This window comes from Cohnella ginsengisoli (assembly GCF_029525555.1).
Classification (GTDB): Bacteria; Bacillota; Bacilli; order Paenibacillales; family Paenibacillaceae; genus Cohnella; species Cohnella ginsengisoli.
In genome coordinates, this window is sequence record NZ_JAPDHZ010000002.1 from 313280 (window position 1) to 339285 (window position 26006).

Sequence of the window (26006 nt, forward strand, 5' to 3'; positions counted from 1 at the left end):
ATCGGCTTTTCGTTTACCATAGATCGTCCGAGCGCTGCCGTTCAAGCTGCCTGCGAACGGCAGCCTTGAGCGGGTCCTCGGGAACCTCCACCCGAAGGGAGCGGCGGACCCGAGCCTGGCATGACAACCGGACGCCCTGTTCAAGCAGCGGACCGAGCTTGCGCCGCTCCGCCTCCGTCGGCAGCGTGAGCGCGTCCCCGTAAGCCGGAGGCACGTCCACCTTGCACATGAGGCAGCCGGCCACGCCGCCGCACCGCGTGCGCACCGGGGCCCTCGCCCTTCTGGACGCTTCGAGCAATGTCGTGCCGGACCTGACGCTCGCCACTTGCCCTTCCGGTCCGAACTCGACTTCGCAGCCGCCTTTATCGCCCATCGTCAGCGCCCTCCTCCGGCTCCGCGGCCGTTAGTCGCCGCAGCTCTCTCCTGATGTCGCCGGACAGCGACTGTCTCGCGGCTAGCCGCTGAAGCGCAGGCAAGTGCGTTTCCGGCTCCAGCCGGATCAGCCTGGCCGCTTCGAGCGCGCGGTCCCGGCGCTCGCGCAGCAGGTTAAAGATCAATTCATGTCCGAGCGGCATAAGACGGATCGGCCGGGCGCCGTCGTACGGCATCCAATCGTCCCCATGCGCATATAAAAAGGCGTCGACTTCGGTCCGGTAGCGGGAGCCTGGCACTTGAACCTCGAAATCCCCAACAAGCTCGATTGTCACGCCGCCGTACCGGTAATGGGACAGCAACGAACGGTAGCTTCCCGTCTCGTCCCATGCCGGACCGTCCGAGGCCCAACCGGCTGCTCGTTCATGAAGCGCGGCGGCCGCGGCGGCATCCGCATAAATGTCCAGATCTCTCGGCGCCGAAGCAAGCCGCGCTCCCCGAAGCGCGAGTCCGGCGCTGCCCCCGACCACCCAGCGCGCGTCGCAGTCCCCTGTCAACGCCGCAAAAGCGGACAGGGCGCGCAGAATGCTCTCGCCCGCTCCCGCTACTTCCATCGGCATGTCTTCAACTCCTTAGAAGTACGTCCGGTTGACGGCCGAGATCGTGCCGCCGGTCGTCTCGATTCGCGCCTGACAGCCGAGGCGATAGCCCGCATCCAGCTCTTCCGGCCCGAGACGGATCCATTCGGCGTCGGTCGACTCCTCCAGTTGCTCGCCGCCCTCCGTAATGAGACAGCGGCAGCGCGCGCATGTCCCTCTCGAGCAATTGAACTGCCAATCGACGCCCGCGCCAAGCGCAAGCTCCAGCAGCGTAGCGCCCACTCGCGGCTCGATACGCGCTTCGATCGTTCTACCTTTTAACGTCAGCATAGCAAATCCTCCGGCTTCGTTCTTCGTTGTCAGATGATCGATATAAGTCCGCAGACCATGCCCACGAGCAGCATGATGAAGGCGACGAAGGAGAGCGCGAAGCGCAGCGCGCCCTTGGTCTTCGCCCTGGCGAGCATGATCAGCACCGCCGACAGCACCATCAGTCCGATGCCGACGAACGACACCCACATTTTCATCATCGGATCCATTGCAAGATAACAGTCCCTTCCCTAACCCTGCAGCCTTATGTATAACGAGAACCACTCGCGCGAAGACACGAACGGCCGGTTTTCGATTCTATAAAACGGAACATATTATACCACATTCTTGGGGGACAATCGCGTTTCGCGCGCAAAAATGACGAAAACCGCCGTTGCTTCGCTCCGGCGGCCTTTCGCTATTATTTAAAAATCTTGATTCTTTCCTCCAGCGGCTTGAACGTTTTCTCCCCCGGCTGCGCGACCGGTTTGCCGAACGGCATTTGCGCGATCAGCGACCAGCTGTCTGGCAATCCCCAGGTCCGTTTGACTTCTTCGTCGACGAGCGGATTGTAGTGCTGCAGGGAGGCGCCGAAGCCTTCCGTCTCGAGGGCCGTCCACACGACGAACTGATGCATGCCCGAAGAATGCGCCGACCACTTCGGGAAGTTGTCTTTGTAGGAGGCGAATTGCTGCTGCAAGCCCTCGATAACGGTCTGATCCTCGAAAAAGAGCACGGTGCCGTATCCGGCGGCGAATGCATTCATCTTCTCCTGCGTCGCCTTGAACTGCTCGGGGTCGGCGACGATTTTGCGAAGCGTCTCCGTCGTAATGTTCCAAAATTTCTTGTGCTCCTGCTTCAGCAGCAGCACGATCCTGGCGCTCTGGGAGTTAAACGAAGACGGCGTGTGCTTGACCGCTTCCTTAATGATCTCCTCGATCCGCTCGTCCGGCACGACCGCTTCGTCGCTGATGCCGTAGAAGCTGCGACGCTGTCTGACGGCGGCCAGAAAGTGGTCGCGGACACTCGTATCCATCGTCATGGCAGTTTGTCTCCCCTTTTCGGCATTCGGTTTGAGTTGATACTGCTACAGGTTGCCCGATTGCGCGAAAACAATGAATGGGATGCTTCTCCAGCTTAAGTGCATGCGCGATCGAAGGCGCCGGGCATGCGAAAAAGCCCAGCTCCCATGCACCATGCAAGGGAGAGGGCTTTAGCGGGTCCGGCCTTATTTTTTGAGCATCATTTTCATGAGTCCTTCGAGATTGCCGATGTTCAATCCGCTTTTTTTGACGGCGCCCACGATCTCCTTGATCGTGTCTTCCGATACCGGCACGCCTGCCGTGCTCGAAACTTGCTTGATCAGCTGGCGGATTTGCGCTTCGTTTTGCAGGATGTCCGGGGACACCTTTTGCGCGATTTTTTTTGAGCGACGCTTCCGATACGGGCTTACCCGTCTTCTTGCTGACCGAATGAAGAACATCCTTGGACATCTTCTTGTCCATGCTTCCCCCTCCTCCGCAACTCATGCCTTGTATCCTATGAGGCACGGGGGGACGACGGTGTGGGCGGGCTTGAAGGCGGATAAGGCAGGTGCAAGCACGCTATGTACGGTTAAAAAGAACGGTCTCTTCGATCTCGTGCGTACGCACTCTTCCCATGAGCGCTTCTACGGCTTGCAGTGGAGGCTTCCCTTCAAAAAGCACCGCGTGAAGCTGCGCCGTGATCGGCATCTCCACGCCGTACTGGACCGCGAGCTTAGAAGCCGCCAGCGTCGTGCGGACGCCTTCGACGACCATACCGATCCGCTCTTGGACCTCTTCGTAGCCAAGTCCCTGGGCCAGCAGCTCGCCCGCGCGATAGTTCCGGCTGTGTCTGCTCGTGCACGTCGCGATCAAGTCGCCTACGCCTGCGAGACCCGCGAACGTCAGCATATGGGCGCCCATCGCGGACCCCAACCGGCCGATCTCGGCCAGGCCGCGGGTGACGAGCGCGGATTTGGCGTTGACGCCGAAGCCGAGACCGTCAGACAGACCCGCGCCGAGGCCGATGATGTTTTTGATCGCGCCGGCGGTCTCTGCGCCGATGTAGTCGGGGTTCGTATAGACGCGGAAATAGGCATCGTTGATAAATAAATCCTGGGCGGCTTCCGCCTGCTCCAGGTCGCTGGCGGCAACGACGACCGTCGTCGGCAATCTCAGGACGACTTCTTCGGCATGGCTGGGCCCGGACAACACGACGATCGAGCCTTCGGCGCGTCCCAGCTCTTCGGAGAGCACCTGAGACATCCGTTTTAAAGTGCCCGTCTCAAAGCCTTTGGTCGCATGTACGACGAGCGCGCCCGGCTTGAGATGCGGCACGGCCGCCTTCGCGACCTCGCGCATAGCGGAAGACGGCGCCACGAACACGACGGCGTCCGCTTCGCGAAGCGCCTCGGCCATGTCCGTCGTCGCGCGCAGCGACTTCGGCAGCTCGGCATCTTTCAGGTATTTGCGGTTCGTATGGGATTCGTTGATCTCTTCCGCTTGGGCGGCACCGCGCGTCCATACTTTGACTTGGTGACCGTTGTCCGCGAGCACGCAGGCCAGCGCCGTGCCCCAGCTGCCCGCTACCAGGACGGTAACTTGGCTAGATGCCATGCGAATCCTCCTTCTTCTTGGCGCCGATTTTGTTCTCGGTGCCGTTCATCAGCTTGACGATATTTTTGCGGTGACGTATGATCGCCAGCAGCGCTAATACGAGCGCCCCCCAAAAAACGGGGCCGATCTCGCCCGCCAAGCCGAGAATGATCGGTACGAGCGCGGCAAAAACCATCGATCCGAGCGATACGTATCGCGTAATAACGATGAGGATAATGGCTACGACGCCCGCGGCGACGACAGGCAGCGGCGCCAGGTAGATGAGTGCGCCGACTGTCGTCGCAATGCCTTTCCCGCCCTTGAAGCGGAAATAAAGCGGCCAGTTGTGCCCGGCGATCGAAGCCAGCCCGCAAGCGACGGCGAGCCAGGACCCCTGCTCCCCCGCGATCGCTTGGCCAAGAGCGACGGCAACGAGCCCCTTGGCGATGTCCAGCAGGAAAACGGCGATTGCCGGTCCTTTACCGAGAACGCGAAGCGTATTCGTCGCGCCGGCATTGCCGCTGCCGTGCTGGCGGATATCGATCTTGCGGAGCCAGCGGGCGAACAGGATGCTGAAGGAGACGGAGCCGAGCAAATAACTGACGACGACGGCGATGACGGCTGGCAGCAATTCGGTTCTCTCCTATTCCTGATCGGACTTGCGACGCGTGAAGAGGCGCAGCGGCGTGCCCTCGAAGTCGAACGCGGCCCGAATCTTGTTTTCCAAATAACGCTCGTACGAGAAGTGCATCAATTCCGGATCGTTCACGAAAATAAGAATCGTCGGCGGTTTGACGGACACTTGCGTCGCGTAGTTCACGCGCAGCCTGCGGCCTTTATCCGTCGGCGGCGGCGTAATCGCCACAGCGTCCGCGACGACGTCGTTCAGCAGATGCGTCGGCACGCGCATCGCGTGCTGCTCGGCGACGCGGTCGATGACGGGCAGCAGGCGGTGCAGCCTGGACTTCGTCAGCGCAGAAAGAAATACGATCGGCGCATAAGACATGAACAGGAAGTGATCGCGGATCGTATTGGTAAAGTGCTGCATCGTCTTGTCGTCCTTCTCGACGACGTCCCACTTGTTGACGACGAAGACGGAAGCCTTGCCCATCTCGTGCGCGTATCCCGCGATATGCTTGTCCTGCTCGATGATGCCTTCTTCGCCGTTGATGACGACGAGCACGACGTCCGCGCGCTCGATCGCTTTCATCGACCGCATGACGCTGTACTTCTCGGTCGTCTCGTACACCTTGCCCCGCTTGCGCATGCCGGCGGTGTCGATCAGGACGTAGCGCTGGTCGTCCTTTGCGAAAGGCGTATCGATCGCGTCGCGCGTCGTGCCCGCGATCTCGCTGACGATGACGCGCTCCTCGCCCAGGATGGCGTTCACGAGCGAGGACTTGCCGACGTTCGGGCGTCCGATAAGGGCGACCTTGATCACGTCGTCATCGTACTCCTGATCCTCGCCGGCAGGCAGGCGCTCCACGCAAGCCTCGAGCAGGTCGCCGATTCCGATGCCGTGCGAGCCTGAGAGCGCGATCGGATCGCCGAATCCCAGACTGTAAAATTCGTAAATGTCGTCCATGCGCTGAAGGTTGTCCACCTTGTTCACCGCAACGACGACCGGCTTGCCCGAACGGAACAAAATCTGGGCGACTTCTTCGTCCGCATTCGTGACGCCCGACTTGGCATCGGCCATGAACACAATGAGATCCGCCTCTTCGATCGCGAGCTCGGCCTGCATCCGGACAAGCCGAAGCATGCCGTCTTCTCCGTCGATCTCGATACCGCCGGTATCGATGACGCTGAAGCTGCGGCCGCTCCATTCTCCGGTGCCATAGATTCGGTCGCGCGTAATGCCCGGCTTATCTTCGACGATGGCCAGGCGGTCACCGATTATGCGATTAAAAATCGTCGACTTCCCTACGTTGGGACGTCCTACGATGGCAATGACAGGTCTTGCCATGCTTTCACTCCTTAAGGGATTCCTCTGAATCATACAAAGAGTATCATAACAAAAATACCCCGGCTTGGCTAACGGTACCTCGGCATGCGCGCACCGGCGCGATTGCTAATGCCGGTCGACAATCATAAACAGGCCGTCCTTCAATTTATGGGCGGCGCAGTCCAGTATTTTTTCCAGCATATTCGTCAAGTTTTGCAGCTCCTCCTCCGACTTTGCGATCAAGGCGGCTGAACCTTCGGATATATTGGTCGGATCCGTCGTCACGAGCATGACGATTTTAGCCATGGGCGGGTTCTCCCTTCGTCTTGTTGGCTTTCGTCGGTCTGCGGACCGCCGATTCGAGCAGCGGGACGTCGCGCATCGCTTTGAGCGCCTTCTCCATCCCATGTTCCCTAGGCAGCAGCAGCACGCCAAGCGCTCCGGTATCCAAATCGAGCTTCGCAATCGGCAAAAGCGACGGTTCTCCGTCATCCCGATAAACGCCGAGTCTTGTCGACAAATCGTGCAGGATCGCCTGCCTAAGACCCAGGTTAGAAAGCGTTACTTTCGCATCATCGCTCACGGGCGTGAGGATAAAACCGATCGCCAGTTTGCGGATGATTTCAAGGTCCGATTCGAGCCCGACATTCATCATATAGACGGTTCCGACCGTAACGCTTGCGTTTTCAGCCTTCACCGGCGCAAATGAAACAAGCGCGATATCCTTGATCGTTTTCCCTTTCATGAACCGCAGGACGATCGCGATGCATACGATACCAAGCAGCACGCCCCAGATCCAGCCGAATATCGTTGCCGCAAAGCTCACCAAAAGCGCAGTCGCTATCGACAAATAGTTTCGCCCTTCGAAAACGACGGCAATGCCTTCAATATAGGTCGCGCCGCGCGGGACGAGCTCCTGATGATCGATTGCGGTCAGCGTCCCTCTCTCCATGTTGCGCACTTCCCTGAATTGCTGCGCCGCGAGCGACAAAAACGTGATCGCCGTATAGTCCTTGCTCATCAGCGCGGGAACGGCAACCGCCCCTAAAGCGCCGGCGATGAGCCCGAGCGCTAGATGTATGATTTTTCCGTGCGGATAGGCGGGATACTGTCTGTAATCGCTGCGCAGCATGACGACCCGTGCCAAAAAACCGAATAACGTACCCAGCGTCACGCCGATCAGCTCGTGATGGCCGGCCAGCCACTTTGCCGTAATCATGACCTTCTCCTCCTCTAGCCGGATTCCTTTCCATTCCTTAGTATGCGCAGCTTAAACGTGCGCAAAAGGATTATTTTCGAGACGCAAAAAAGGCGCTGCAGAAAAGCTTCTGCAGCGCCTGTCACCTATTTGGTTAGAACTTACTTGAACTTGCTCAGCTTGTCGCCGAACTTCTCGGCAAGCGTGAAGCTCATGCTTTCCGGAGCCGGGATGTTCGCTTCCTCGCGTCTGCCTCTTGGTTCGCGCGGCGCACGCTCGGGTTGAGCAGGCGCTTCTTCGGTCTCCTTGATGGAGAGCGACACGCGCTTCTCGGCCGGATTGAAGTCCAGAATTTTCGCTTGAACTTCTTGGCCTTCCTTCAGTACTTCGTGCGGCGTAGCGACGTGGCGGTGCGCGATCTGGGAGATGTGCACGAGGCCTTCGACGCCAGGCGCGATCTCGACGAAAGCGCCGAAGCTCACGAGACGCTTCACGACGCCGGTGACGACATCGCCGGTGTTGAACTTGCCGTTGACCGATTCCCACGGACCCGGCTGTGCTGCCTTGATGCTCAGCTTGATCTTGCCGATCGACGTGTCGACGCTCAGCACCTTCACGTTAACCTTTTGGCCTTCGGAGACGACGTCGGCCGGATGCGCCACGTGGTTCCAGGCGATCTCTGAAACGTGAACCAGTCCGTCTACGCCGCCGATGTCGACGAACGCGCCGAACGGAGTCAGGCGTTGAACCGTGCCCTCGAGCACTTGACCCGGTTGCAGGGATGCCATAACCGATTGCTTTTGCGCTTCGTATTCGGCTTCGAGCACTTCCTTGGCCGACAGAATCACTTTGTTGTTTTCGCGGTCGATTTCTTTCACTTTAACGCGAAGCGTGCGACCCTTGTAATCGGAGAAATCTTCGACGAAGGTGCGCGCGACCATCGAAGCGGGGATAAAGCCGCGAACGCCTACGTCAGCGACCAGGCCGCCTTTGACGACGTCGGCAACCGTAACTTCGAACGCTTCGCCGTTATCGAATTTGCTTTGGAGATCATCCCATGCCTTCGCGCCGTCGATTTGACGCTTAGAGAGGACGAGGCTTGCCTTTTCGTCGTTGATGCTGACGACCTTCGCTTCTACTTCCTGGCCGATCTGAACGGCGTCGGAGGCATTCTCCAGGTTGACGTTGGAGAGCTCGCGAAGCGGGATGACACCGTCGTATTTATATCCAAGGCTTACGTAAGCTTGGTTGTCTTCGATTTTAACGATGGTTCCCTTCACGGTATCGCCCTTTTTCAGCGATACGACGTTCTCCAGCTCGTCTTGCGTTACCGTCTCTGCGGCATTTTCGGCAGCGACAGGCTCCTGCGCGGCGGATTCCTGGACATTGATTTCTTCAGACATGGAAATAACCTCCTCAGTTCTACCACAACTTTATTTAAACCCGCGACGCGGGGTTTAAATCACTTAAGTATAAAAATAGGACGAACGACCGTAGTATGCTCCGGAAGAATTAAATTATTGCGCGGGCTTGCCGGTGTTCAGCATTTCCTTGATCCTCGACATCAGCAGCTCGGTAGCGGCTTCTTGGGCTTCCGGCGAACCGTCGCCCGCAAGCTTCTCCATGTCGAGCGGCGCCCCGTATACGGCTTTCATCTTCGTAAAGGGACGATAGCTACCGACAAGCGCTACCGGCACGACAGCCGAACCGGCGCGAAGCGCCATGCTCATCGCGCCCCGCTTGCCCATGAGACCGACGTCCTTGCGCGTTCCTTCGGGGAAAATCCCCATCACCTTGCCTTCGCGCAGTATGCCGATTGCCGTACGGATCGCCTCTTTGCTGACGCCGCCTCGCTTTACCGGAAAAGCGCCAAGGTTCGTAATCAGCGCGCCGAAGCCGGGAATATTGAACAGCTCCGCCTTCGCCATATAGTGCACCTTGCGTTCGACGCCGATTCCGAGCGCGATCGGATCGAGAAGGCTCGTATGGTTGCTGGCCAGGATCACGCCGCCCTCCGCGGGGATTCGCCCCGCACCTATGGCTTCAAAGCGGTACAATAGCTTGAACAGGACTCTGAGCAGCAATCTCGCAAATCGGTAAAGCATCGGTCAATTCTCCCTTGCGGCGATCGCCTGCGCGGCCGCAAGGCCGAACGATACGATCTCGTCCACGATCTCGGCGATCGAGCGCCCCGTCGAATCGATCAGCCTGGCGTCCGCGGCCTGGCGCAACGGCGCGATATCGCGTTCGCTGTCCATCCGGTCGCGCAAAGCGATCTCTTTTTCGAGCTGATCGAGCGTAACGCCGGGCTTTTCCCCGAGCTCCAAAAATCTGCGCGTCGCGCGCTCCCGGGGCGAAGCGGTCAAGAAAACCTTGAGCTCAGCGTCGGGAAGAACGTGCGTACCGATGTCGCGGCCGTCCATGACGACGCCCTTGGCGGCAGCCATCAAGCGCTGAAGCTCGGACATGCGGGACCGGACGGCGGCATTCGCGGAAACCGCCGAGACGGCAGCCGTCACCTCGCGCGTGCGAATCAAGCCAGTGACGTCCTTGCCGTCAGCCAATACGATCTGGCCCCCCTTCGCCGGGCAGCAGCGAGATGTCCAGTCCCGACGCGAGCGATGCCAGGCCGTCCTCGTCGTCCAACCGAAGCCCGCGAGACTGCGCGACGAAGGTGACGGCGCGGTACATAGCGCCCGTGTCTACGTAAACGTATTGAAGCTCGCTGGCGACCAATCTGGCGACCGTGCTCTTGCCCGCTCCGGCCGGTCCGTCGATCGCAATGTTGATGCGGTGCGGATAACGTTCATTCATGAAGTAGCAACAAGCCTCCTAGAGCGCACAAACATTGATGCATCCGGTCGAATAGACAGGAGGTCCATCGGCCTGCGGCAAGGCGGAGACGGAGCTGTTCGGCAACGCCTGCTTAAGCATAAAACTAGCCGGCGACCGCCTGCGCACGAATGAACAAATTATACCACAGCATATATTCAGATGCAAAAAAGCAAGCCGAATAGACACGGGTCTATCCGGCTTCGTAGGGTATTCCTTCGGCGCGTTCGCCGGGGACGATCAGCGTCCTGATCTCGGGCACGCGCAGCAGCAGCTGCGTGATTACGAGCAAGATTGCGCCGACCAAAACCGCCGCGCGCAGGTATCCGTCGATGCGCTCCGCCGCCCTTCCGCGATCCGAACGCCTGCGGTCTCCTTCGCCGTTCATGCCGCCACTGCCCTTCTAAGCCTAATCTTTTCTACGCTCGAGCTGCTTTTCGAAGCAATAGCGGATGATCTTCTGCTGATCGGTATCCTGGATGTCCTGGAACCTCATCATGACCAGATGGTGGTGCGGCTCGACGGGCACGATCCGGACGATCTCGGCTTCGAATTGCGCATGCGAGACGGCGCCCGATTTATAGCTCAACAGCAGCCAGCAGCTTGCTTTCATGTTCGGCGTAATCGGCCACTTGCGGTCGCATCTGAATGATACGCCGCCGCCGCCGACATCGTCGGTCAGCGCCGTAAAACGCAGCTTTTCGCCGAGCCGGACGGCTATCTCGAGCTGCGCCTCGACGCGAAGGAAGCTTCTGCGCTGCTCCCTGGTGATCTGATCCGGATCGGGCTTCGGAATGACCAGCTGGCTGATGCCTTCCCTGCGTATCGAATGGACGTGGGCGCCGAACTGATGCTTGACGCCCTCGGACGTAAAGTATGTAAGCTTGAGTTCGTCCCCGGGCTGGGTCCGATGCAGCCTGCGCGTCTGCTCGTCTATCGGGATATCCACGTACAAAAACCGATCGTCCGCGTCCGTGACCCGCGATCTGAGCATGCCTGGCGGCCCATCGTCATTCGTCGCCGCATGGGGCTGAATGTAGAGCATTTGACCTATCTTGGGAAGCACGCTGCACCTCCATGCGACTGCTGTATAATGTCGGATTCATGCGAACATCGTTCTAAAGTTCGTATTATCCTTTGCATTATAGCACGATCGCTTGTCCGGCGGCAGATGCCAAGCGGTCAAAATATTCAAATCCGCCGGACCGATTATCGGCCCGGCGCATTCAACCGAGGAGGCTACAAAATCGCTCTAGCCGAATCCGGGATCTGCTCGACCTTTTCTTCGATGCCCGTCTCCGCGTTAACGTAAATGCGATATTGCGCCCCGTTGATCTTGCCTGTGTATTCGTGGCACAACACTTCCTTGTCTTCGTCGTTCTCGATGACGGCCAGATGATGGCCGGTCACTTGAAGTTTCGGATGAAGCACCGACTTGGCTTTGACTTCGTCGACGGACGCTTTTCCGACGGCGAGGCCGGCCTCGCGATAGACATGGTCGGCCGCTTGCAGGCCGACGGCCTCCCCGTTGTCCAGCGCGATCCGCACGGTCACTTTGTCGGGATAGATCAGCACGCCGTTTTTCTCGGCTACGAAGGTGAATACCGCGACGTGATCGTATTCGTCGTACGTGACAGGCGCCATGGAAGGATAGCCCTTCTCTTTTAAAAATTGGATCGCCTTCTGTTTGGCGGCTGCGACGTTTAAACTCCGGGTCTTGACGACGCGCGGGTTCATGAACCACAGCAGCTTTCCGCCCTTTGCCGCAAAGTCCATGACGATCCGCGGCTTCCCGGCTTCCTTGGAGGCGTCCTTATTCCCGCTTACGGTGGCCGTATAGGTCGGATGATCGGTTTTGGTTCCGTTTTCGGAGATCATGATCTCCCGTCCTGAATCCAGAGAAGCGATGCCTAGGAATTCGCTTGCGTTTCGGCGAGCCTCCTCCGGGGAGATCTTCGGCCCCATGGCATTGCCGTGCGCGCGCTGAAGATGCTGGGAGGCGGATGAAGGTCCCCAGTCGTTTTCCGGGTAGGAGGACACCTTTTTGTCGACGGTCTTGAAGCCGTCGATAATGGAATTGTCGGCCGTTTGGTCGGCGCTCGCGATCGCGACTTCGACATCCATCCACCGCAGATGATCGGACAGCACCGCATCCTGAACTTTGCCAAGCTCCTTGTTGATGTCGGCCGCTTTGGCGTAAAGGGACTGCATCGTTTGCGTCTCTTTGTCGGACAACGGCTCCTTCGTAAGGTCACGGACCGACGTCCGGTAAGCAAAATCGGAGATGCGGGTCAAAAAAGTTTTCCGCCTGATTAAACGGCAGCAATGTAAGCGGAAGTTGGTTCACTTCGTTTTGTGCCTGGCTCGTAAGACGCCATACGTTGACCAAGCCTTTGCGCTGCATGCGATAAGAAGCGCTGTTAACCGCCAGCGTCTTGCCCAGCTGATCCTGCAAACTGCCCATATGGTTCGTCAAATCGTGAAAAGCCCGCTGATATTGGTTTTCCGCCTTGATCAGCACCGCGTTTTTCTCTTGATGCTCCTGGTATCCCCAAAAAACGGCGCCCGCGAACAGCAGCGCGCAAAGCGGAAACATTACTGCGCTCAAGCGTTTGTACATAAAAAAACGGCCCCTTTCATTCCCAGACTACGGATTGCCGTTAGTGTGGGTATGAGGAGCCGCCTTTATGCATGGTTTTCTTCGATGTCGAATCGGTCCGCGTTGCCGCAAACGCACTGCCTGAACCCGGTGTCGACCTTTCCGCGTTCCCGCTTGCCCCGCAAAATGAACTTTTCCCCGCAGGACTTGCATCTGATCGTCACTTTGACGCGCACGCTATTCAATGTTTCCCCTCGCTCCCGGAACTGTTAATACCATTATGTCCAAATTCCGGGGCCTTAACCGCCTTCTTCGCGATGCATGAGCCTAAAAGGCGAGACGTCGTTTGCGCTTTGGACGTACCGGATGCCGCGGAACCAAAGCAGGAGCATGAACGGCACGATGATCCACATCCACGTCCTGGGCAGCGACTGCATCAAGAAGTCGTAAATGCCGTGCCAAGCGATCGGCAGCACGAACGCCATCGACTGGAACAAGCGGGCTTGATTGCCCTTGGAGAACTTCGCTTTGCCCATGAAGTACCCCATCACGACGCCGAACAGCGCGTGTCCGGAAACCGGCAGCAGCGCGCGGACGAGCAGCGAGCCGAAGGTGGCGGGCTCGGCGAACGCGTACATCACGTTTTCGATCGTAGCGAACCCAGAGAGACCGCAGTCGCGTACACGATTCCGTCGTACGGTTCGTCGAACTCGGTATGGTTGAAGACGATATGATAAAGAACGAACCATTTGAAAAACTCTTCGACGCCGGCGGAGATGACGAAAGAGAACGCAAAGGGCGATTCGCCGAGCCAGATCATGAGTCCCCGCTGCACGATCATGATCGGCAGCACGATCAGCGCCCCGGTCACGAACATTTTGGACACCATCGACAGCGGCTCCGTATCGTACCGGTCCTTCCAGTAAAAATAGGCGAGCAAAGCGAGGCCGGGCGCGATAGCCGCAGCCAGCACGGAGAAGATCAGCACGGCGAATCCCCTCCTTTCCTTCTGGTATCATAAGCGCAAAAAAAGGACAGCCGCATTAAAAACGATCGCCGTTTTTATGCAGCATGTCCGTCTGGGAGCGCCGATTCAGGCGAAATGCTCCGTCAGCACTTGCACGGCATGGGCCGGGATTACCAACTGACCGTATTCTTCAAGCACGGCCGGCGTCACGGAGGTCGCGTCGCCGTATTCCGCGAGAATCGCGATTAGCGCGTTATCGTTCGCGTTTTCGCCGGTGGACGGATCGAAGCACAAAATCCAATGGTTCTGGTATTTGTACATCCTACCCTCGTCCGTGATCTGGGACTTCAGCATCTTGGCGGCGCCGATCGCGTCCTCGATGTCCCGGAACCGATATATGATGGCTTCGCTCTGTTCAAGCGTGACTTCCATTTCGTACACTTCTTCGTCGAGCTCTTCCTCGGCGCCCGCCTCGGAATCCCTCTCCATTTTGCCCCTCGTGACGATGACGACCATGCCTTGCGCGGGCATCGCGAACACCTCGACGGCCAGCGGCCCGGAAGCGTCGAAGCCCAGCTCGCTGTATGCCTGATCCATCATTTCGCTGAAGAGCTCGTGAACCTTCGGAATTTCCCGCCACATGTCTTCCTTCTGGATCCCGCGTTCCGACAGATCGTCAAAGGTAAGGAAAATCCTAATCTTGTCTTGGCTAAGCCGCTCCATCCTCATGACAGGATCCTCCCTTCTGCACACGATGGGTGATAACAGCGTATGACGCGGCAGGCGATACGTGTGTATTTTGTGCTTTAACATATGTTATCACTTCTACCCTTGAAATGCACTAGCCAAAACCCACAATTTTAAGTATAGAATGAACCGCTGCCGCGACTCTTTCGGGCCGAGTGCATGTCTGGCATAAAAAAAACGGCGTCTGGCGCCTCCCTTCCGGGAACACGCCGCGACGCCGCCGCGGGCGATTCAAATCCGGTGCTGCCCGCTCTCCGCGAGAATTTCGTTAACGTCTTCGCGGACGCCGGGATCCTTGGAGACGATGCTCGCGATCTCTCCGAGGCTGTCCGCGCCGGTTTTTCTAGACGCCGTTTGCTTGAAGCTCTCGCTCGCGTGTTCGCCTCTGCGTTCGGCATGGTCCGAACCGGAGCGCATGTCGAACATTTTGCCGAGCGCGCCCTCCTTCATGCCGAAGGAGCGGTTTTTAAGCTCGCGGCCGAGCATGCCGGCCGCGACGGACCACTTCGGACTGCGGCGAATCGCGACTGTCAGCGCCGCGCCCACGATGCCGCCTATGACGAACGTAGCCATCTTCATGCTATCGCCTCCTCTTCACGATTTTTGACAGCTGTTAAGCCTAATGCGGATCCACGCTTAGTTTGGCCTCTGCGAACCGCGTCATCCCGCTTAAATTCAGGAAGAAGATTGGACGCCTCGGGCGGCGGGTATGGTACAATCGTTAGAAGCTCCAGCTCAGCCGAAAGGAAGTCATGTACATGCCGAAAACCGCCAAAGGCTGGTACGCCGTCGGCGTGCTGGCCGTCGCCCTGTCCGCATGCGGGGGCAACGGGGACGGGAAGGCATCGCCTTCCGCCGCCATCCCGACCGCTACGTCAACGCCGGCACCTACTTTGGAATCGTCCTCCACAGCGCCTGCTGCCGAAGCATCTCCATCAGCATCTCCGACGCCGTCGCCCACGCCGACGCCGACCGCGCCGGCAGTGCCGCAGTCCGCCGAGAAGACTTACAAAATGAACAAAAACTACGACATCGTGCCGATCGACAAATCCGCGAACAGTGCAAAAGTCGTGCTTCTGACTTTCGACGACGGTCCGAAGGACGAAAAAACGCTGAAGCCGATTCTCGATACGTTGGATAAGCATCATGCCAAAGCGATCTTCTTCGTCAATGGCTACCGCGTCAAGGCGCATCCGGAGCTGCTTAAAGAGATCGACCGGCGGGGCCAAACGATCGGCAACCATTCTTACGAGCATATCCAGCTCGGCAAGGAAAACGCCGAATCGATCAAGGCGCAGATCGGGAAGGTCCAGGATATCGTCGAAGCGACGGTCGGCAAGCGCCCCGTGTTCTTCCGGCCGCCCAACGCCTCTGCGAACGACGACGTGCACAAGATCGCGGCCGACAACGGACTTTTGTTCATGACGTGGTCCAACGGTTCCTTGGACTGGACAATGTCCGGTACGAAAATCAAAGACAAAACGAAGGCCATCGTCGACAACGTGACGGAGCAGCTTCATGCGGGCAGCAACATTTTAATGCACGAGCTGTCCTGGACGGCAGCCGCGTTGGACCAGTTGCTGACGACGTTGGAAGGCAAAGGATATTCGTTTGTCGATCCTTCGGCCATCGAGACCGGCTTTTAAACAAAAAAAGCGACGCTTTCCGTTTCGCTGGGCGAACCGGAGGCGTCGCTTTGATTTTACACCGTCGAATAATGCTCGTATCCCCACCAGAGCAAAAAGCCGACGAGCCCCGAAAACAAAGCGAGCAGCAAGCGGTAAAACCATTTGCTGTAGCTTTTGCGGGCCGAAGGATGCACGACCGCCCTGGGCGGCATGCCGGTTTCGGGCAATCCCGAAGCGGCCGCCGCTTCCGCAATCGCGAGCTCCAGCTGTTCGATCGACAGCGGTTCGTGATCGGCGGCTTCCTTCTCGTCCGGCGACAACGCGTGCCGCTTGGCTTCTACGTATTTATCCCATGCTGTCGGACGACGCTCCTCGCTCATTACTCCTCTTCCCTCCGGTACCTGATGATGATCCCCATCGTGAGATCGACTAAAAAGTGAGTAAATATTGGCGCCCAGATAGTCCCCGTGTACGCAAGAAGCCATCCGAGACCGTAGCTGATAGCGAATACCATGCCCGTCGGAATCCAGTGACGCAGGTATCTGACATGGATGGCGGCGAAAAGGATGCTCGTCCAATAAGGTCCGAACGCATGCTGGATCGCGCCGCGGAACAACAATTCTTCGCAAATGCTGACCACCGCGCACAGCAAGGCGATGTGCCACAGCGGCCGTTTGCGGAAAATCCGCTCGTTGACGCCGCCGTCGTCCTTCGCCTCGTCCGGGATCCATCTGGATATGCCGACGTCGAACGCGACGACAAGCACGGCCAAACCGGCCGCCCAATAGAGAATCGACGGCGAACCTTGAAAGCGGAATATTTCCAATATATTCTGCCCCTGAAAAAACGCCCAGGCCAATCCGATAATGAAAGTAAGCGCCTGCGTGGCGTACAAGTTGATGAGCAGCATGTTGTCGCTGAGCTCGTCTACGGTCACTTTTCTTAGTTTTATGTTTTTAATGTCGAATTTAGGCATGTTACCTCGTCTGATGTAAATTTTTGTTATGTACGTATGCTAATTATTTCCTTATACTTAAACTAATCATGTCGATCTACACGAGGAGTCTTAAATGGAAAAACGTCTCTCACGAACGGACCTGATCTTCGCCCTGGGCTTTTTGTTTTTTTTTGATCGTCGCGATCGCCGCCTTCTTCAGCGGCGTCAAAGTCGGCACCGACCGTACGGAAGCGCTCTACGCGAAGCCTGCCGGCGCCCAGGCGCCCAAAGCGGCCGAATCTCCCAATGCGTATTCCCAGCAGGATCTCGTATCCTTCTATCATAACGTATTTCAGCCGCATCGGGAATGGATGGCCGAATGGTCCGCGGCCCGCACGCGCTGGCAATCGGACGATACGGTCGATCGCGCTTCCTCGCTGAAGGAGCTGGCCAAGCTGGCGGCAAGCAAGTATAACGAGTCCAAAGTGACGACGGTATCGAGCCTGACGCCAGGTCTCATGAACGCGCAAAACAATTATTTGAAGAGCCTGAAGCTGTACGAGAGCAGCTTCGGACAGCTCGCGGCGCATGCCAACGAAGGTTCGGCCGCAGACGCGCTCGCGCGCGTCTCCAAAGACGCTTACTTTACCGAGGCGGTGCGGCTCGGACTGCTCGCGCAAAGCCAATACTACGACTCGATGCTCAAGTGGGGCGCCACGGTCAATTTGTCCTTGCCCGACGCTTACGAGCTGCCGAACGTACTTGCGAATACGGAATGGTCCAAGCTCCCGCTGCTGGTCAAAAACACGGTGGCCGCGCAGTACATGTTCATGAACCGGGCCCAATACGATTACCTGCCGCAGGATCTGACCGCGAGGATCGACCAATTCATCAATTCGGGCCAAGCCGCCAAGATGAAGCAAAAAACGATCCGTTCGATCGTCGACATGCTGAACAGCACGGATGCGATTCGCAGCGGGGACTATTTATCCCTCAAATCTAGGTATTACGCCAAGGAGCTCGTGCCGCTGCTGCCCTTCTTCTCTTCGGACACGTAATATTACGTCAAATGGGCAGCGATTGTTCCACATTTTCCATTGCATTTTCAAGTCGCGTTGCTTTACAATAAGAATCGCCGCTTTTACGAGATCACCCTCAAAACGCTGTTGGTCCGGTAGGGCCGCGGGGGGTTTTAGGGTGTTTTCTATATATTCATCACTTCGTAGTACAGGGGGGATTACTATGTTTAAAGTGTTGGTATCGGATCCGATCAGCGATCTCGGCATCTCGCTCCTCGTCGAGGCAAGCGACATTTCCATCGATAAGAAAACCGGTCTGTCCGAGGACGAACTCGTCGCCATCATCGGCGAATACGACGCGCTGCTCGTGCGCAGCCAGACGCGCGTCACCGAACGGATCATGACCGCCGGCAAATCGCTTAAGGTCATTGGCCGCGCCGGCGTCGGCGTGGACAATATCGACCTCGACGCCGCCACCAAGCGCGGCATCGTCGTCATCAACGCGCCGGACGGCAACACGATCACGACCTGCGAGCATACGTTCGCGATGATGATGGCGCTCGCCCGCCACATCCCGCAAGCGTACGCCAAGACGATCGGCGGCGAATGGGACCGCAAATCGTTCGTCGGCGTCGAGCTTCGCAACAAGACGCTGGGCGTGCTCGGCATGGGCCGGATCGGCAGCGAGGTTGCCGCACGCGCCAAGGCGTTCGGCATGAAAGTGCTCGGCTACGATCCTTTCCTGACCGAAGAACGCGCAGACAAGCTGGGCGTGACGCTGGCCACCGTCGACGAGGTCGTACGCGGAGCCGACTTCATCACCGTCCATACCCCGTTGACGCCCGAGACTCGCCATATGATCGGCAAAGCGCAGTTCGAGGTTATTAAGCCGGGCGTACGGATCGTCAACTGCGCTCGCGGCGGCATCATCGACGAACAAGCGCTGATCGAAGCCATCGATGCGGGACGCGTCGCAGGCGCTGCCTTCGACGTATTCGAGGAAGAGCCGCCTGCCGCCGACCATCCGTTCCTGAAGCACCCCAAGGTCATCGTCACCCCCCCATCTTGGCGCTTCTACGGTCGAGGCGCAAGAAAACGTCGCGATCGATGTTTCCGAGCAGCTGCTGCATATTTTGAGGAACGAGCCGTACAAAAACGCCGTCAACATGCCCCCCTGTACCCGGCGACTTGCTTGCGAAGCTCGAGCCGTACTTCACGCTCGCCCGCAAGCTCGGAAGCTTCGCCGCGCAAATCACCGATGGGCCTGTCAAGGAGATCAATGTCTCTTATGCAGGCGAACTGGCCGACGTCGACACGCAGCCATTGACGCGTCAAGTCGTACAAGGCGTGCTCGCGCATCACCTTGGCTCCGATCAAGTGAATGCCGTCAACGCCATGCACTTGGCCAAGATGCGCGAAGTCAACATCGTCACCACCAAGTCCCAGGCAGCCAAAGGCTTCACCAACCTGGTGACGGTCACGCTAAAAACCGGCCGCGAGGAACGCTCCGCCGCTGGCGCGCTGCTTAACGGCTTCGGTCCGCGCATCACGCAAATCGACAAGTATCCGGTCGACGTCGAGTCGCAAGGTCATCTGGTGCTGATCTCCCACCACGACAAGCCCGGTATTATCGGCCGCGTCGGCACGCTGCTCGGCACGAACGACGTCAATATCGCGACGATGCAGGTCGGCCGCAAAATCGTCGGCGGCGCCGCGATCATGGTGCTCGGCGTCGACAAAGCCGTTCCGAAGGAAGTGCTGTCGCAGCTCGAAGAACTGCCGGACCTCAACTCGGCGAAGGAAATTCAGCTCATCTAACCGAAAAAAAGACCGTCGAGGCTATATTAACAGCCTCGGCGGTCTTTCGCTTCAGACGGTAAACGAGAACGTCTTTTCGATCGGTTCTATTTTGAATGGCTTGGCGTACGCGTTAAAATGAAACGTAACGCCGGTCAGATCGTCCGGCAATGCAGGGCTGACGATATATTCCTGAAAAAGGTGGCTGCCTGAACTGCCGCCGTCGGACCTCCTGCAGTCATAGTCTGCGCCGACTTTAAGCTCGTAGAAGGTGCGAATATGCATTTCCAAGGACGGTGAAGCCTCGCTTGCATCGATATGCAGGGTAACCGCGCTCGCATTGACGTACTGTCGAACGGAAGCCAAGGTATATAACTCCCCGCCAAGTTCCTGCGACAACAGGACCGGAATAAATTTCCTGAACCCCTCCGGCTCGACGACAGGCCTGAATACCGATTCGTTCATCAGCAATCCGAACAACGATTTGAGAAAATCCTCGTACAGTCCAAATTCGCGCGAACGTTGTTCGATCCATTCCAGCGGCGGGAATCCGGCATGGTCCCCCCGATATTTCCTTGCGGTCCTTCAGAAGCCGGCATAACTGCTCATCGATCTCTTTGATGCGCTCGTCATAATAATCCGTAGGGCGCTCGAATGGCATTCGTTTCATGCATCCATCGTCTCCCGAAGCTTGGATTTGAAATTTACCGCGCGATGTCGATCGATCTGCCCTAAGTTCGTCTCTCTCGGCGCTATTCCCCTGCCGGAAGCAGCAGCTTGAACTCAGTCCCTTCTCCAAACGCGCTCGACACCCGGATCGTGCCTTCGTGCGCCTCGACCAAATTGCGGACGATCGCCAGGCCCAGTCCAGTCCCGACCTTGGAGTCGCGCTTGCGTGCCTTGTCCGCCTTATAAAAGCGCTCGAAGATGTAAGGAAGGTCCTCTGTTGGGATGCCCTCGCCTTCGTCCTTGACGACGATCTCGATTTGTCTTGCGCCTTTGTCGCCGAACTTGGTGCACGCGCCCAAAGTGACGGAAGCGCCGGACGCCGTGTGGCGCAGCGCATTGTCAAGCAGATTGGTGAGCACCTGCTCGAGCCGATCGGGATCGGCGCGCCGGAGAAGCAGGCCGCTTTCCTCGCCCGAACGAATGAGCTCGATGCCACGTTCCTTCGCCAGCGCCGAAAATTTCCGATGGACGCGCTGCAGCAGGGCGTTCACGTCGACCTCCTGCATCATCATGTCCAGATAGCCGGCCTCGAGGCGGGCAAGGTCGAGCAGATCCTTCACGAGCCTGCCCATACGCAGCGATTCGTCGTGAATGACCTGCACCAATTCGCGCCGCTCTTCTGGCGTCTGAGCGATATCGTCGAGCAACGCCTCGCTATATCCTTGCACCATCGCGACGGGCGTACGGATCTCGTGCGACACGTTCGCGACGAAGTCCTTGCGCATCTTGTCTACCCTGAACTCCTCGGTCACGTCGCGCAGCACCGCGACCGCACCGCCGCCGCTGCCTTCGCCGGACGCAACCGGCGTCATGACGACCGACCATACGCCGCTCTGCACGTGGATCTTGCCGGTGTGCGTCGTGCCTTTGGAAATGAGCGTATTATAAATGTCGCGGAGCGGATCCGGCACCGTGACCCGCTCGTCCGCTTCTCCCTCGTCTTCCCATTTGAGGCCGCGCCAAATTTCGAGCAGATGCTGCCCCTCCGGATTCGTCAGCTTTACCCTGCCGTTCGCGTCGAACAGCAGAACCGCGTCGCTCATGCTGCGCAAAACGCCGTCGAGCTGATCCCGCTCGTGCTGGATGTCACGAATCAGCGTATTAAGCTCCGAGGCCATCTGGTTGAAGCTGTTGGCCAGCTCGCCGATCTCGTCCCACGAACGGACGACGAGACGCGTCGAATACTCGCCCTGCGCCACCCGGTTCGCCGCCTGCTTCATCTCCCGCAGCGGCTGCGTAATCTTCGTGAGCAGGAAAAACGCGAAGAACGTCGTAAGCAAGAAGCCTACGGCGCCCGAATAAATGAATAGATGCTTGATCTCGGCCAGCGAGTCCGCGCTGACCGTCACGTCGACGATCTTCAGAAGGAACAAGCCGACCGTCGAGATGACGACGGCGACCAGCAGGATGATCGTCAGCCACAGCTTGCCGACTACGGTTCTCCAGATCGCCATCGCTTACTTCGCCACCTCGAGCTTGTAGCCGACGCCCCATACGGTCGTGATCATCGCGGCGGCTTCGGTCGAGACGCGGTTCAGCTTTTCGCGCAGCCGCTTGACATGCGTATCGACCGTGCGCAAATCCCCGAAGAAGTCGTAGTTCCAGACATCCTTCAGCAGATCTTCGCGGGAAAACACTTTATCCGGCGAACTCGCCAAATAATGCAGCAGCTCGTACTCCTTGGGCGTCAGGTTCACTTCCTGCCCGCCGGCAGTGACGCGATGCGCGTCATGCTCGATGACCAGATGCGGGAAGACGATATTATTGCTCGTGTTCAGCTCCTTGGACAAAAAGGCGGTCGCGGACGATCTGCGCAAGATCGCCTTGATGCGGAAGATGACCTCGCGCGGGCTGAACGGCTTGACGACATAATCGTCGGCGCCGGCTTCGAAGCCCTGGACGCGGTTCACTTCTTCTCCCTTGGCCGTCAGCATAATGACCGGCGTCGCCTTGGATTGGCGCAGGCGGGAGCACACCTCCATGCCGTCGATGCCGGGCAGCATCAGGTCGAGCACGATCAGGTCGTACTCTTCCTGCAGCGCCAGCCTTAGCGCAGTCTCCCCGTCCTCGGCTTCTTCGATGACGTAACCTTCCTTTTCTAAGTACATGCGCAGCAGACGACGGATACGCTCCTCGTCGTCCACCACCAATATGCGATTGCCGGCGCTCATCATAGGGCTCGGCCCCTTTCTTCACTAAAATCCGCTTGTCTCATTATAACGGTTATACGCCCGCGTAGGAATGCAGGCCGGCGATGACGAGATTGACGCCGATCAGAGTGAACAGCACCACGATAAAGCCGATGACCGCGAGCCATGCCGACCGGGTACCTTGCCAGCCTCTGGAGAGCCGCAGGTGAAGATAGGCGCTGTAGAACAGCCAAGTGATAAGCGCCCATACTTCCTTCGGATCCCAGCCCCAGAATCTCGACCAGGCGATCTGTGCCCAGATCATCGCGAAGATGAGCGCGCCGAGCGTAAATACCGGGAACCCGATCGCGATCGCCCGGTAACTGATCTCGTCGAGATCCTCCGGATCGATGTCGGACAGATGAGGGTGGATGACGGCGGCGATCGGCTTGCGCGCGATCAGCCGCAGGAGGCCGTACAAGATCGCGCCCGACAGCAGCGACCAGATGACGGTATTCAGCTTGCGGCCCGCGTTGACGCCGTTCATCCACGACGGCGCTTCGAACAGCGGATCCTTGATGCCGAGATACGGCTGCATGGACAGCTTTTCGCTATTGTACGGCGCCACGATCGGCGGCAAGCCGTATTCGACCGTCTGCGTAACGCTATTCTCGACGCCCTGCTGGTCGATGCTTACTTTCTCCTGCTGGAACTTGGCTTCATAGCCGCCTCCGCGGAAGGCGAATACGGACACGAGGAAGCCGATGATCACGACCATGAAAAACAGGACGAACTCGACCCACCGCTGCTCGCGGCGGCCGGCTTTGTCCGTGCGCGAGAAGTCGATGACGCGCAGCAGCTTCACGAGCGCGGCGGCGAAGCCGACCGCGAAGAACGCTTCGCCCGTAGCGGCCGTCGTCACGTGAATTTTCAGCCAGTAGTTGTTGAGCGCAGGGATGAGCGGCTGCACTTCCGACGGGAACACGGCCGCATACGCGATAATGATGACGACGAGCGGGATCGCGAACGCGCCGAGCAGGTTGTTGCGATAGATCAGGTGCACGATGATGAAGGCGAAGACGATGGCCATCGCCAGGAATGTCATGAACTCGTACATATTGCTCGTCGGGATATGGCCGCCGCCCTTCCAGCGGGTGAAGAAGAAGGTCAGGTGGCACGCCCAGCCGGCGACCGCCAAAACGAAGCCGAAGCGGCCCCAGCGGCGATTGTGGTGCTCGGGCTCGCGGTTGCTCCAGCGCTTGCCGCCCACCGCGATCGCATAGCAGATGAACGATGCGCAGTAAAGGTAAAAGGCGGCCTGGAATGCGGTGCTGCTGATATCAAGCCAGTGGTTCAACGTGAATTCCTCCTGTTATCGAGCGCCTTCGGATCGACGGCGATGCCGCATTTGGCGAGGGCCGACGCCGTTTCGTTTCGAATGCCGTACGTATTTTTGTTCGTGTGCGCGCCTAGCGTGAGCCTGCCGCCGTCGATGCGCAGCCAGATGCGCCGGTGATGCCAGTAAAAGCCCATCACGAGACCGATCATCGAGATTGCCGCGCCAACCCATACGTACGGCATCGCCCTGTCGACCCGAACGTTAAGGAAAGTCGTGTACTGCGAGAACTTCACGTTTTCCATTTTGCCGACTTTGAAATTGAAACGGCCCGAATTGCTGCCGAGCTTTTTGAAGCTGTCGTTGATCTGCTGCTGGACGCCCTTGTCGTCGGCGCTCGGCATTGGGAAGTAGATGTACAACTCTCCCTCCTCGGCCAGATCCGGTCCCGTGATCCGGAAGACGAACGCCGGATTGTTGAAGTCGCGGGACTTGGTCATCGGGCGGCCTTCCTCGTCGAGCCCGAAGTCGGGGTACACGTCGTTCAGCGTCAGCGTGTAGGGACCTGCCTCGGACTTCTCCGCCGGATCGTTCATTTGCAGGTCGAACGGCCCGTACGATTTCCCGCTCTTGGCATCGAGCAGCATCGGCTTGACTTCGATGAGCCGGATCTTTTGCTCGAAATTGTACTGATACAGCTTGAGCCCCTTGTATTCGAGCGGCGAATTCACTTCGATGTCGTGGGATTCGACCTTCTTGAGCACCGGATCGTGCAGCGGGTCGTCATCGCAATACTGCGTGCACGCGTAAAGAGTAGCCTGGGTCTGGTACAGCTTGGCCCGAAGCGTGCCCTTCAACTGCTTGGGAAGCTCCTCGTCCTTGTAGTAATCGACGGTGAACTTGTCGTTGCCGACGTAATAGTTCGTACCGGGGATTTGCTTGACCTGATATTCGTCGATGCTCACGTACTGGTCCATATGCCAAGCCGGTACGCTTCTGCCAAGCACCGCCAGCAGGAAGAGGATCAATCCGATATGGTTGATGTACGGCCCCCACCGGCTGAACCGGTTTTTCTCGGCAAGCAGCGCAGTGCCGTCCGTCCATACGCGATAGCGCTTGCGCTTCAGCTGGGCGCCGAAGTCTGCGACCCACTTTTCGGCATCTCCCGGGATATCGGCCTCCAGCACGGTCTGCTGGCGTGTCAGGAAGGTCGGATGCTTGCGAACCTGCTGCTTGGACAGCGCTTTGTAAAGCGGAAGCACGCGGTCCAAGCTACAGATGACGAGCGATGTCCCGATCATGACGAGCAGGCCGATGAACCACCAGGATTCGTACGTGCGGGACAAGCCCAATGCCTGGTACACCGCGCCCCAAGCGCCATACGTTTCTTTGTAAAATGCAGCCGGGTCGTCCAGATTGATAAAGGTACTCTCTTGGGGGTAAATCGTGCCGATCGCGGCGCCGACCAGCGTGAGAATGATGAGCCAGATGGCGATCTTGACCGACGAAAAGAAGTTCCATACGCGATCGATGACCGCCGGATTCTGCTTCTGCGAGCGCCTGGCCGCGCCGTCGTAGCGCATCTCGAGCGGCGAATCGAGCGGAAGATCGTCCACCAGCGGCTTGCCGCAGGATTCGCAGAGCACGGTTCCCGTCGGATTCTGGTGACCGCACTCGCACTTGGTATTGTGTATCAACTCTTGCTGCCTCCTGTCAGAGCCCTAATCCTTGCCGAGCAGCAGCGCGATGCGGGATTCGATCGTCTCCTCGCTCATCGGGCCGCCGATCACGATATCCTGAATCTTGCCGTCGGCCGAGATGAAGAAAGTCGTCGGATACTCCTTCAGGCCGTATTTGCGTTCCGTTTTTTTTGTTTTTGTCGAGCAGCACGGGAAAATGGATATCGTAGGATCTCAAAAAGCTGCCTACGCTGACGCGGTCCTCGCTCAGATTGATGCCGACCAGCTGGACGCCCTGATCCTTCCATTTGTCGTATTGGGCCTGAAGCGCGGGCATCTCGTTACGGCAAGGCGGACAAAACGTTCCCCAAAAATTGATCACGAGCGGCTTGCCCCGATAAGATTCCAGACTGTGCGCCTGGCCGTCTAGGCCGAGCAATTCGAACGCGGGCGCTTCGCTTCCGGGTTTAAGCGCTTTATTCGGCGTCAAAAAAGGACTGGCCGATCGCGTATCCCCCGACAAGCAGTACGACGGCCAGTATGATATATTGGATCGGTTTGCGATA

General features: G+C 58.2%; 29 protein-coding genes and 4 pseudogenes. 3 read left to right on the top strand and 30 right to left on the bottom strand.

Annotated elements, in window-relative coordinates:
• Positions 1-13: 13 nt before the first annotated feature.
• The 22 genes and pseudogenes from OMP38_RS01565 to OMP38_RS01665 form a co-directional block, all read right to left on the bottom strand.
• A complete protein-coding gene (locus OMP38_RS01565) occupies positions 14-373 on the bottom strand; it encodes a 2Fe-2S iron-sulfur cluster-binding protein (RefSeq protein ID WP_277563591.1) in 360 nt (119 codons plus the stop codon).
• A complete protein-coding gene (locus tag OMP38_RS01570) occupies positions 363-992 on the bottom strand; it encodes a nucleotidyltransferase family protein (RefSeq protein ID WP_277563592.1) in 630 nt (209 codons plus the stop codon). Before OMP38_RS01570 ends, OMP38_RS01565 begins: the two co-directional genes overlap by 11 nt.
• Before the next feature lie 12 nt (positions 993-1004).
• Positions 1005-1301 carry a 2Fe-2S iron-sulfur cluster-binding protein gene (locus OMP38_RS01575; RefSeq protein WP_277563593.1) on the bottom strand — a complete coding sequence of 99 codons (297 nt, stop codon included), beginning with the start codon at positions 1299-1301 and terminating at the stop codon, positions 1005-1007.
• A gap of 29 nt (positions 1302-1330) precedes the next feature.
• A complete protein-coding gene (locus OMP38_RS01580) occupies positions 1331-1510 on the bottom strand; it encodes a DUF2768 family protein (protein WP_277563594.1) in 180 nt (59 codons plus the stop codon).
• A 191-nt stretch (positions 1511-1701) separates the two neighbouring features.
• Positions 1702-2322 carry a nitroreductase family protein gene (locus OMP38_RS01585; protein WP_277563595.1) on the bottom strand — a complete coding sequence of 207 codons (621 nt, stop codon included), beginning with the start codon at positions 2320-2322 and terminating at the stop codon, positions 1702-1704.
• A gap of 186 nt (positions 2323-2508) precedes the next feature.
• Positions 2509-2785 (bottom strand): annotated as a pseudogene (locus tag OMP38_RS01590) (stage VI sporulation protein F).
• A gap of 99 nt (positions 2786-2884) precedes the next feature.
• Positions 2885-3919 carry an NAD(P)H-dependent glycerol-3-phosphate dehydrogenase gene (locus tag OMP38_RS01595; protein WP_277563596.1) on the bottom strand — a complete coding sequence of 345 codons (1035 nt, stop codon included), beginning with the start codon at positions 3917-3919 and terminating at the stop codon, positions 2885-2887.
• Entirely contained in the window at positions 3909-4529 is a 621-nt protein-coding gene (gene plsY / locus OMP38_RS01600) for a glycerol-3-phosphate 1-O-acyltransferase PlsY (protein ID WP_277563597.1), read from the bottom strand. The genes OMP38_RS01595 and plsY overlap by 11 nt, the downstream gene beginning before the upstream one ends.
• 12 nt (positions 4530-4541) lie before the next feature.
• The gene (gene der / locus OMP38_RS01605) at positions 4542-5864 is read right to left on the bottom strand and encodes a ribosome biogenesis GTPase Der (RefSeq protein WP_277563598.1); all 1323 of its coding nucleotides are present in this window, start codon (positions 5862-5864) and stop codon (positions 4542-4544) included.
• A 105-nt stretch (positions 5865-5969) separates the two neighbouring features.
• Positions 5970-6149, bottom strand: a complete 180-nt coding sequence (locus tag OMP38_RS01610) for a capping complex subunit for YIEGIA (RefSeq protein ID WP_277563599.1) — start codon at positions 6147-6149, stop codon at positions 5970-5972.
• Positions 6142-7062 (bottom strand): YIEGIA family protein, encoded by a 921-nt coding sequence (locus OMP38_RS01615; RefSeq protein WP_277563600.1) that lies wholly within the window; start codon positions 7060-7062, stop codon positions 6142-6144. The genes OMP38_RS01610 and OMP38_RS01615 overlap by 8 nt, the downstream gene beginning before the upstream one ends.
• Positions 7063-7202: 140 nt before the next feature.
• The gene (gene rpsA / locus OMP38_RS01620; protein ID WP_277563601.1) at positions 7203-8444 is read right to left on the bottom strand and encodes a 30S ribosomal protein S1; all 1242 of its coding nucleotides are present in this window, start codon (positions 8442-8444) and stop codon (positions 7203-7205) included.
• A 114-nt stretch (positions 8445-8558) separates the two neighbouring features.
• On the bottom strand, positions 8559-9146 hold the full coding sequence (locus tag OMP38_RS01625; protein WP_277563602.1) for a lysophospholipid acyltransferase family protein: 588 nt from the start codon (positions 9144-9146) through the stop codon (positions 8559-8561).
• A gap of 3 nt (positions 9147-9149) precedes the next feature.
• A pseudogene (gene cmk, locus OMP38_RS01630) lies at positions 9150-9855 on the bottom strand ((d)CMP kinase).
• Between the two features lie 211 nt (positions 9856-10066).
• Complete coding sequence (locus OMP38_RS01635; protein WP_277563603.1) at positions 10067-10261, bottom strand: hypothetical protein; 195 nt, start codon at positions 10259-10261, stop codon at positions 10067-10069.
• Between the two features lie 21 nt (positions 10262-10282).
• The gene (locus OMP38_RS01640) at positions 10283-10939 is read right to left on the bottom strand and encodes a flagellar brake protein (RefSeq protein ID WP_277563604.1); all 657 of its coding nucleotides are present in this window, start codon (positions 10937-10939) and stop codon (positions 10283-10285) included.
• 173 nt (positions 10940-11112) lie between these two features.
• Positions 11113-12168 carry a PepSY1/2 domain-containing protein gene (locus OMP38_RS01645; RefSeq protein WP_338130384.1) on the bottom strand — a complete coding sequence of 352 codons (1056 nt, stop codon included), beginning with the start codon at positions 12166-12168 and terminating at the stop codon, positions 11113-11115.
• Positions 12125-12493, bottom strand: coding sequence for a hypothetical protein (locus tag OMP38_RS34370; protein ID WP_338130385.1), 369 nt, complete (start codon positions 12491-12493; stop codon positions 12125-12127). The genes OMP38_RS01645 and OMP38_RS34370 overlap by 44 nt, the downstream gene beginning before the upstream one ends.
• Positions 12494-12558: 65 nt before the next feature.
• Complete coding sequence (locus OMP38_RS01650; protein WP_277565241.1) at positions 12559-12717, bottom strand: hypothetical protein; 159 nt, start codon at positions 12715-12717, stop codon at positions 12559-12561.
• Positions 12718-12771: 54 nt separating this feature from the next.
• Positions 12772-13460 (bottom strand): annotated as a pseudogene (prsW, locus tag OMP38_RS01655) (glutamic-type intramembrane protease PrsW).
• 105 nt (positions 13461-13565) lie between these two features.
• Positions 13566-14168 carry a genetic competence negative regulator gene (locus OMP38_RS01660; RefSeq protein WP_277563605.1) on the bottom strand — a complete coding sequence of 201 codons (603 nt, stop codon included), beginning with the start codon at positions 14166-14168 and terminating at the stop codon, positions 13566-13568.
• Between the two features lie 249 nt (positions 14169-14417).
• Positions 14418-14765 carry a hypothetical protein gene (locus OMP38_RS01665; RefSeq protein WP_277563606.1) on the bottom strand — a complete coding sequence of 116 codons (348 nt, stop codon included), beginning with the start codon at positions 14763-14765 and terminating at the stop codon, positions 14418-14420.
• 179 nt (positions 14766-14944) lie between these two features.
• Between OMP38_RS01665 and OMP38_RS01670 the strand changes: the two genes are divergently transcribed.
• Entirely contained in the window at positions 14945-15832 is an 888-nt protein-coding gene (locus OMP38_RS01670) for a polysaccharide deacetylase family protein (protein ID WP_277563607.1), read from the top strand.
• A gap of 56 nt (positions 15833-15888) precedes the next feature.
• On the opposite strand, the gene OMP38_RS01675 is transcribed toward OMP38_RS01670, so the two are convergent.
• On the bottom strand, positions 15889-16194 hold the full coding sequence (locus OMP38_RS01675) for a hypothetical protein (protein WP_277563608.1): 306 nt from the start codon (positions 16192-16194) through the stop codon (positions 15889-15891).
• Positions 16194-16790, bottom strand: a complete 597-nt coding sequence (locus OMP38_RS01680; RefSeq protein ID WP_277563609.1) for a CPBP family intramembrane glutamic endopeptidase — start codon at positions 16788-16790, stop codon at positions 16194-16196. Before OMP38_RS01680 ends, OMP38_RS01675 begins: the two co-directional genes overlap by 1 nt.
• Positions 16791-16942: 152 nt before the next feature.
• Here OMP38_RS01680 and OMP38_RS01685 point away from each other — a divergent pair, with 152 nt between their 5' ends.
• Together OMP38_RS01685 and serA are read left to right on the top strand one after the other, a co-directional pair.
• Positions 16943-17809 carry a hypothetical protein gene (locus OMP38_RS01685; RefSeq protein ID WP_277563610.1) on the top strand — a complete coding sequence of 289 codons (867 nt, stop codon included), beginning with the start codon at positions 16943-16945 and terminating at the stop codon, positions 17807-17809.
• Between the two features lie 184 nt (positions 17810-17993).
• Positions 17994-19588: pseudogene (gene serA / locus OMP38_RS01690) on the top strand (phosphoglycerate dehydrogenase).
• Positions 19589-19639: 51 nt separating this feature from the next.
• On the opposite strand, the gene OMP38_RS01695 reads toward serA, so the two are convergent.
• The 6 genes from OMP38_RS01695 to OMP38_RS01720 all read right to left on the bottom strand — a co-directional run bounded on the left by OMP38_RS01695 (position 19640) and on the right by OMP38_RS01720 (position 25930).
• Positions 19640-20047: a hypothetical protein gene (locus OMP38_RS01695; protein ID WP_277563611.1), complete on the bottom strand. Its 408-nt coding sequence runs from the start codon at positions 20045-20047 to the stop codon at positions 19640-19642.
• Positions 20048-20319: 272 nt separating this feature from the next.
• Positions 20320-21750, bottom strand: coding sequence for a sensor histidine kinase (locus tag OMP38_RS01700; protein ID WP_277563612.1), 1431 nt, complete (start codon positions 21748-21750; stop codon positions 20320-20322).
• Positions 21751-21753: 3 nt separating this feature from the next.
• Positions 21754-22470 carry a response regulator transcription factor gene (locus tag OMP38_RS01705; RefSeq protein WP_277563613.1) on the bottom strand — a complete coding sequence of 239 codons (717 nt, stop codon included), beginning with the start codon at positions 22468-22470 and terminating at the stop codon, positions 21754-21756.
• A 49-nt stretch (positions 22471-22519) separates the two neighbouring features.
• Positions 22520-23782 (bottom strand): cytochrome c biogenesis protein CcsA, encoded by a 1263-nt coding sequence (gene ccsA / locus OMP38_RS01710; protein ID WP_277563614.1) that lies wholly within the window; start codon positions 23780-23782, stop codon positions 22520-22522.
• Positions 23779-25458, bottom strand: coding sequence for a cytochrome c biogenesis protein ResB (gene resB, locus OMP38_RS01715; RefSeq protein ID WP_277563615.1), 1680 nt, complete (start codon positions 25456-25458; stop codon positions 23779-23781). The genes ccsA and resB overlap by 4 nt, the downstream gene beginning before the upstream one ends.
• 16 nt (positions 25459-25474) lie before the next feature.
• On the bottom strand, positions 25475-25930 hold the full coding sequence (locus OMP38_RS01720) for a peroxiredoxin family protein (protein WP_277563616.1): 456 nt from the start codon (positions 25928-25930) through the stop codon (positions 25475-25477).
• Between the last annotated feature and the right edge of the window lie 76 nt (positions 25931-26006).

What these genes read in the sequence shown, in the direction of transcription:
- OMP38_RS01575 (WP_277563593.1), bottom strand. Translation starts at nt 1,301, where the DNA reads ATGCTGACGTTAAAAGGTAGAACGATCGAAGCGCGTATCGAGCCGCGA.
- OMP38_RS01615 (WP_277563600.1), bottom strand. Translation starts at nt 7,062, where the DNA reads ATGATTACGGCAAAGTGGCTGGCCGGCCATCACGAGCTGATCGGCGTG.
- OMP38_RS01660 (WP_277563605.1), bottom strand. Translation starts at nt 14,168, where the DNA reads ATGAGGATGGAGCGGCTTAGCCAAGACAAGATTAGGATTTTCCTTACC.
- OMP38_RS01595 (WP_277563596.1), bottom strand. Translation starts at nt 3,919, where the DNA reads ATGGCATCTAGCCAAGTTACCGTCCTGGTAGCGGGCAGCTGGGGCACG.
- OMP38_RS01700 (WP_277563612.1), bottom strand. Translation starts at nt 21,750, where the DNA reads ATGGCGATCTGGAGAACCGTAGTCGGCAAGCTGTGGCTGACGATCATC.
- OMP38_RS01635 (WP_277563603.1), bottom strand. Translation starts at nt 10,261, where the DNA reads ATGAACGGCGAAGGAGACCGCAGGCGTTCGGATCGCGGAAGGGCGGCG.
- OMP38_RS01625 (WP_277563602.1), bottom strand. Translation starts at nt 9,146, where the DNA reads ATGCTTTACCGATTTGCGAGATTGCTGCTCAGAGTCCTGTTCAAGCTA.
- OMP38_RS01580 (WP_277563594.1), bottom strand. Translation starts at nt 1,510, where the DNA reads ATGGATCCGATGATGAAAATGTGGGTGTCGTTCGTCGGCATCGGACTG.
- OMP38_RS01570 (WP_277563592.1), bottom strand. Translation starts at nt 992, where the DNA reads ATGCCGATGGAAGTAGCGGGAGCGGGCGAGAGCATTCTGCGCGCCCTG.
- OMP38_RS01610 (WP_277563599.1), bottom strand. Translation starts at nt 6,149, where the DNA reads ATGGCTAAAATCGTCATGCTCGTGACGACGGATCCGACCAATATATCC.
- OMP38_RS01665 (WP_277563606.1), bottom strand. Translation starts at nt 14,765, where the DNA reads ATGAAGATGGCTACGTTCGTCATAGGCGGCATCGTGGGCGCGGCGCTG.
- OMP38_RS01670 (WP_277563607.1), top strand. Translation starts at nt 14,945, where the DNA reads ATGCCGAAAACCGCCAAAGGCTGGTACGCCGTCGGCGTGCTGGCCGTC.
- OMP38_RS01680 (WP_277563609.1), bottom strand. Translation starts at nt 16,790, where the DNA reads ATGCCTAAATTCGACATTAAAAACATAAAACTAAGAAAAGTGACCGTA.
- OMP38_RS01565 (WP_277563591.1), bottom strand. Translation starts at nt 373, where the DNA reads ATGGGCGATAAAGGCGGCTGCGAAGTCGAGTTCGGACCGGAAGGGCAA.
- OMP38_RS01675 (WP_277563608.1), bottom strand. Translation starts at nt 16,194, where the DNA reads ATGAGCGAGGAGCGTCGTCCGACAGCATGGGATAAATACGTAGAAGCC.
- OMP38_RS01585 (WP_277563595.1), bottom strand. Translation starts at nt 2,322, where the DNA reads ATGACGATGGATACGAGTGTCCGCGACCACTTTCTGGCCGCCGTCAGA.
- der (WP_277563598.1), bottom strand. Translation starts at nt 5,864, where the DNA reads ATGGCAAGACCTGTCATTGCCATCGTAGGACGTCCCAACGTAGGGAAG.
- OMP38_RS01705 (WP_277563613.1), bottom strand. Translation starts at nt 22,470, where the DNA reads ATGATGAGCGCCGGCAATCGCATATTGGTGGTGGACGACGAGGAGCGT.
- OMP38_RS34370 (WP_338130385.1), bottom strand. Translation starts at nt 12,493, where the DNA reads ATGTACAAACGCTTGAGCGCAGTAATGTTTCCGCTTTGCGCGCTGCTG.
- rpsA (WP_277563601.1), bottom strand. Translation starts at nt 8,444, where the DNA reads ATGTCTGAAGAAATCAATGTCCAGGAATCCGCCGCGCAGGAGCCTGTC.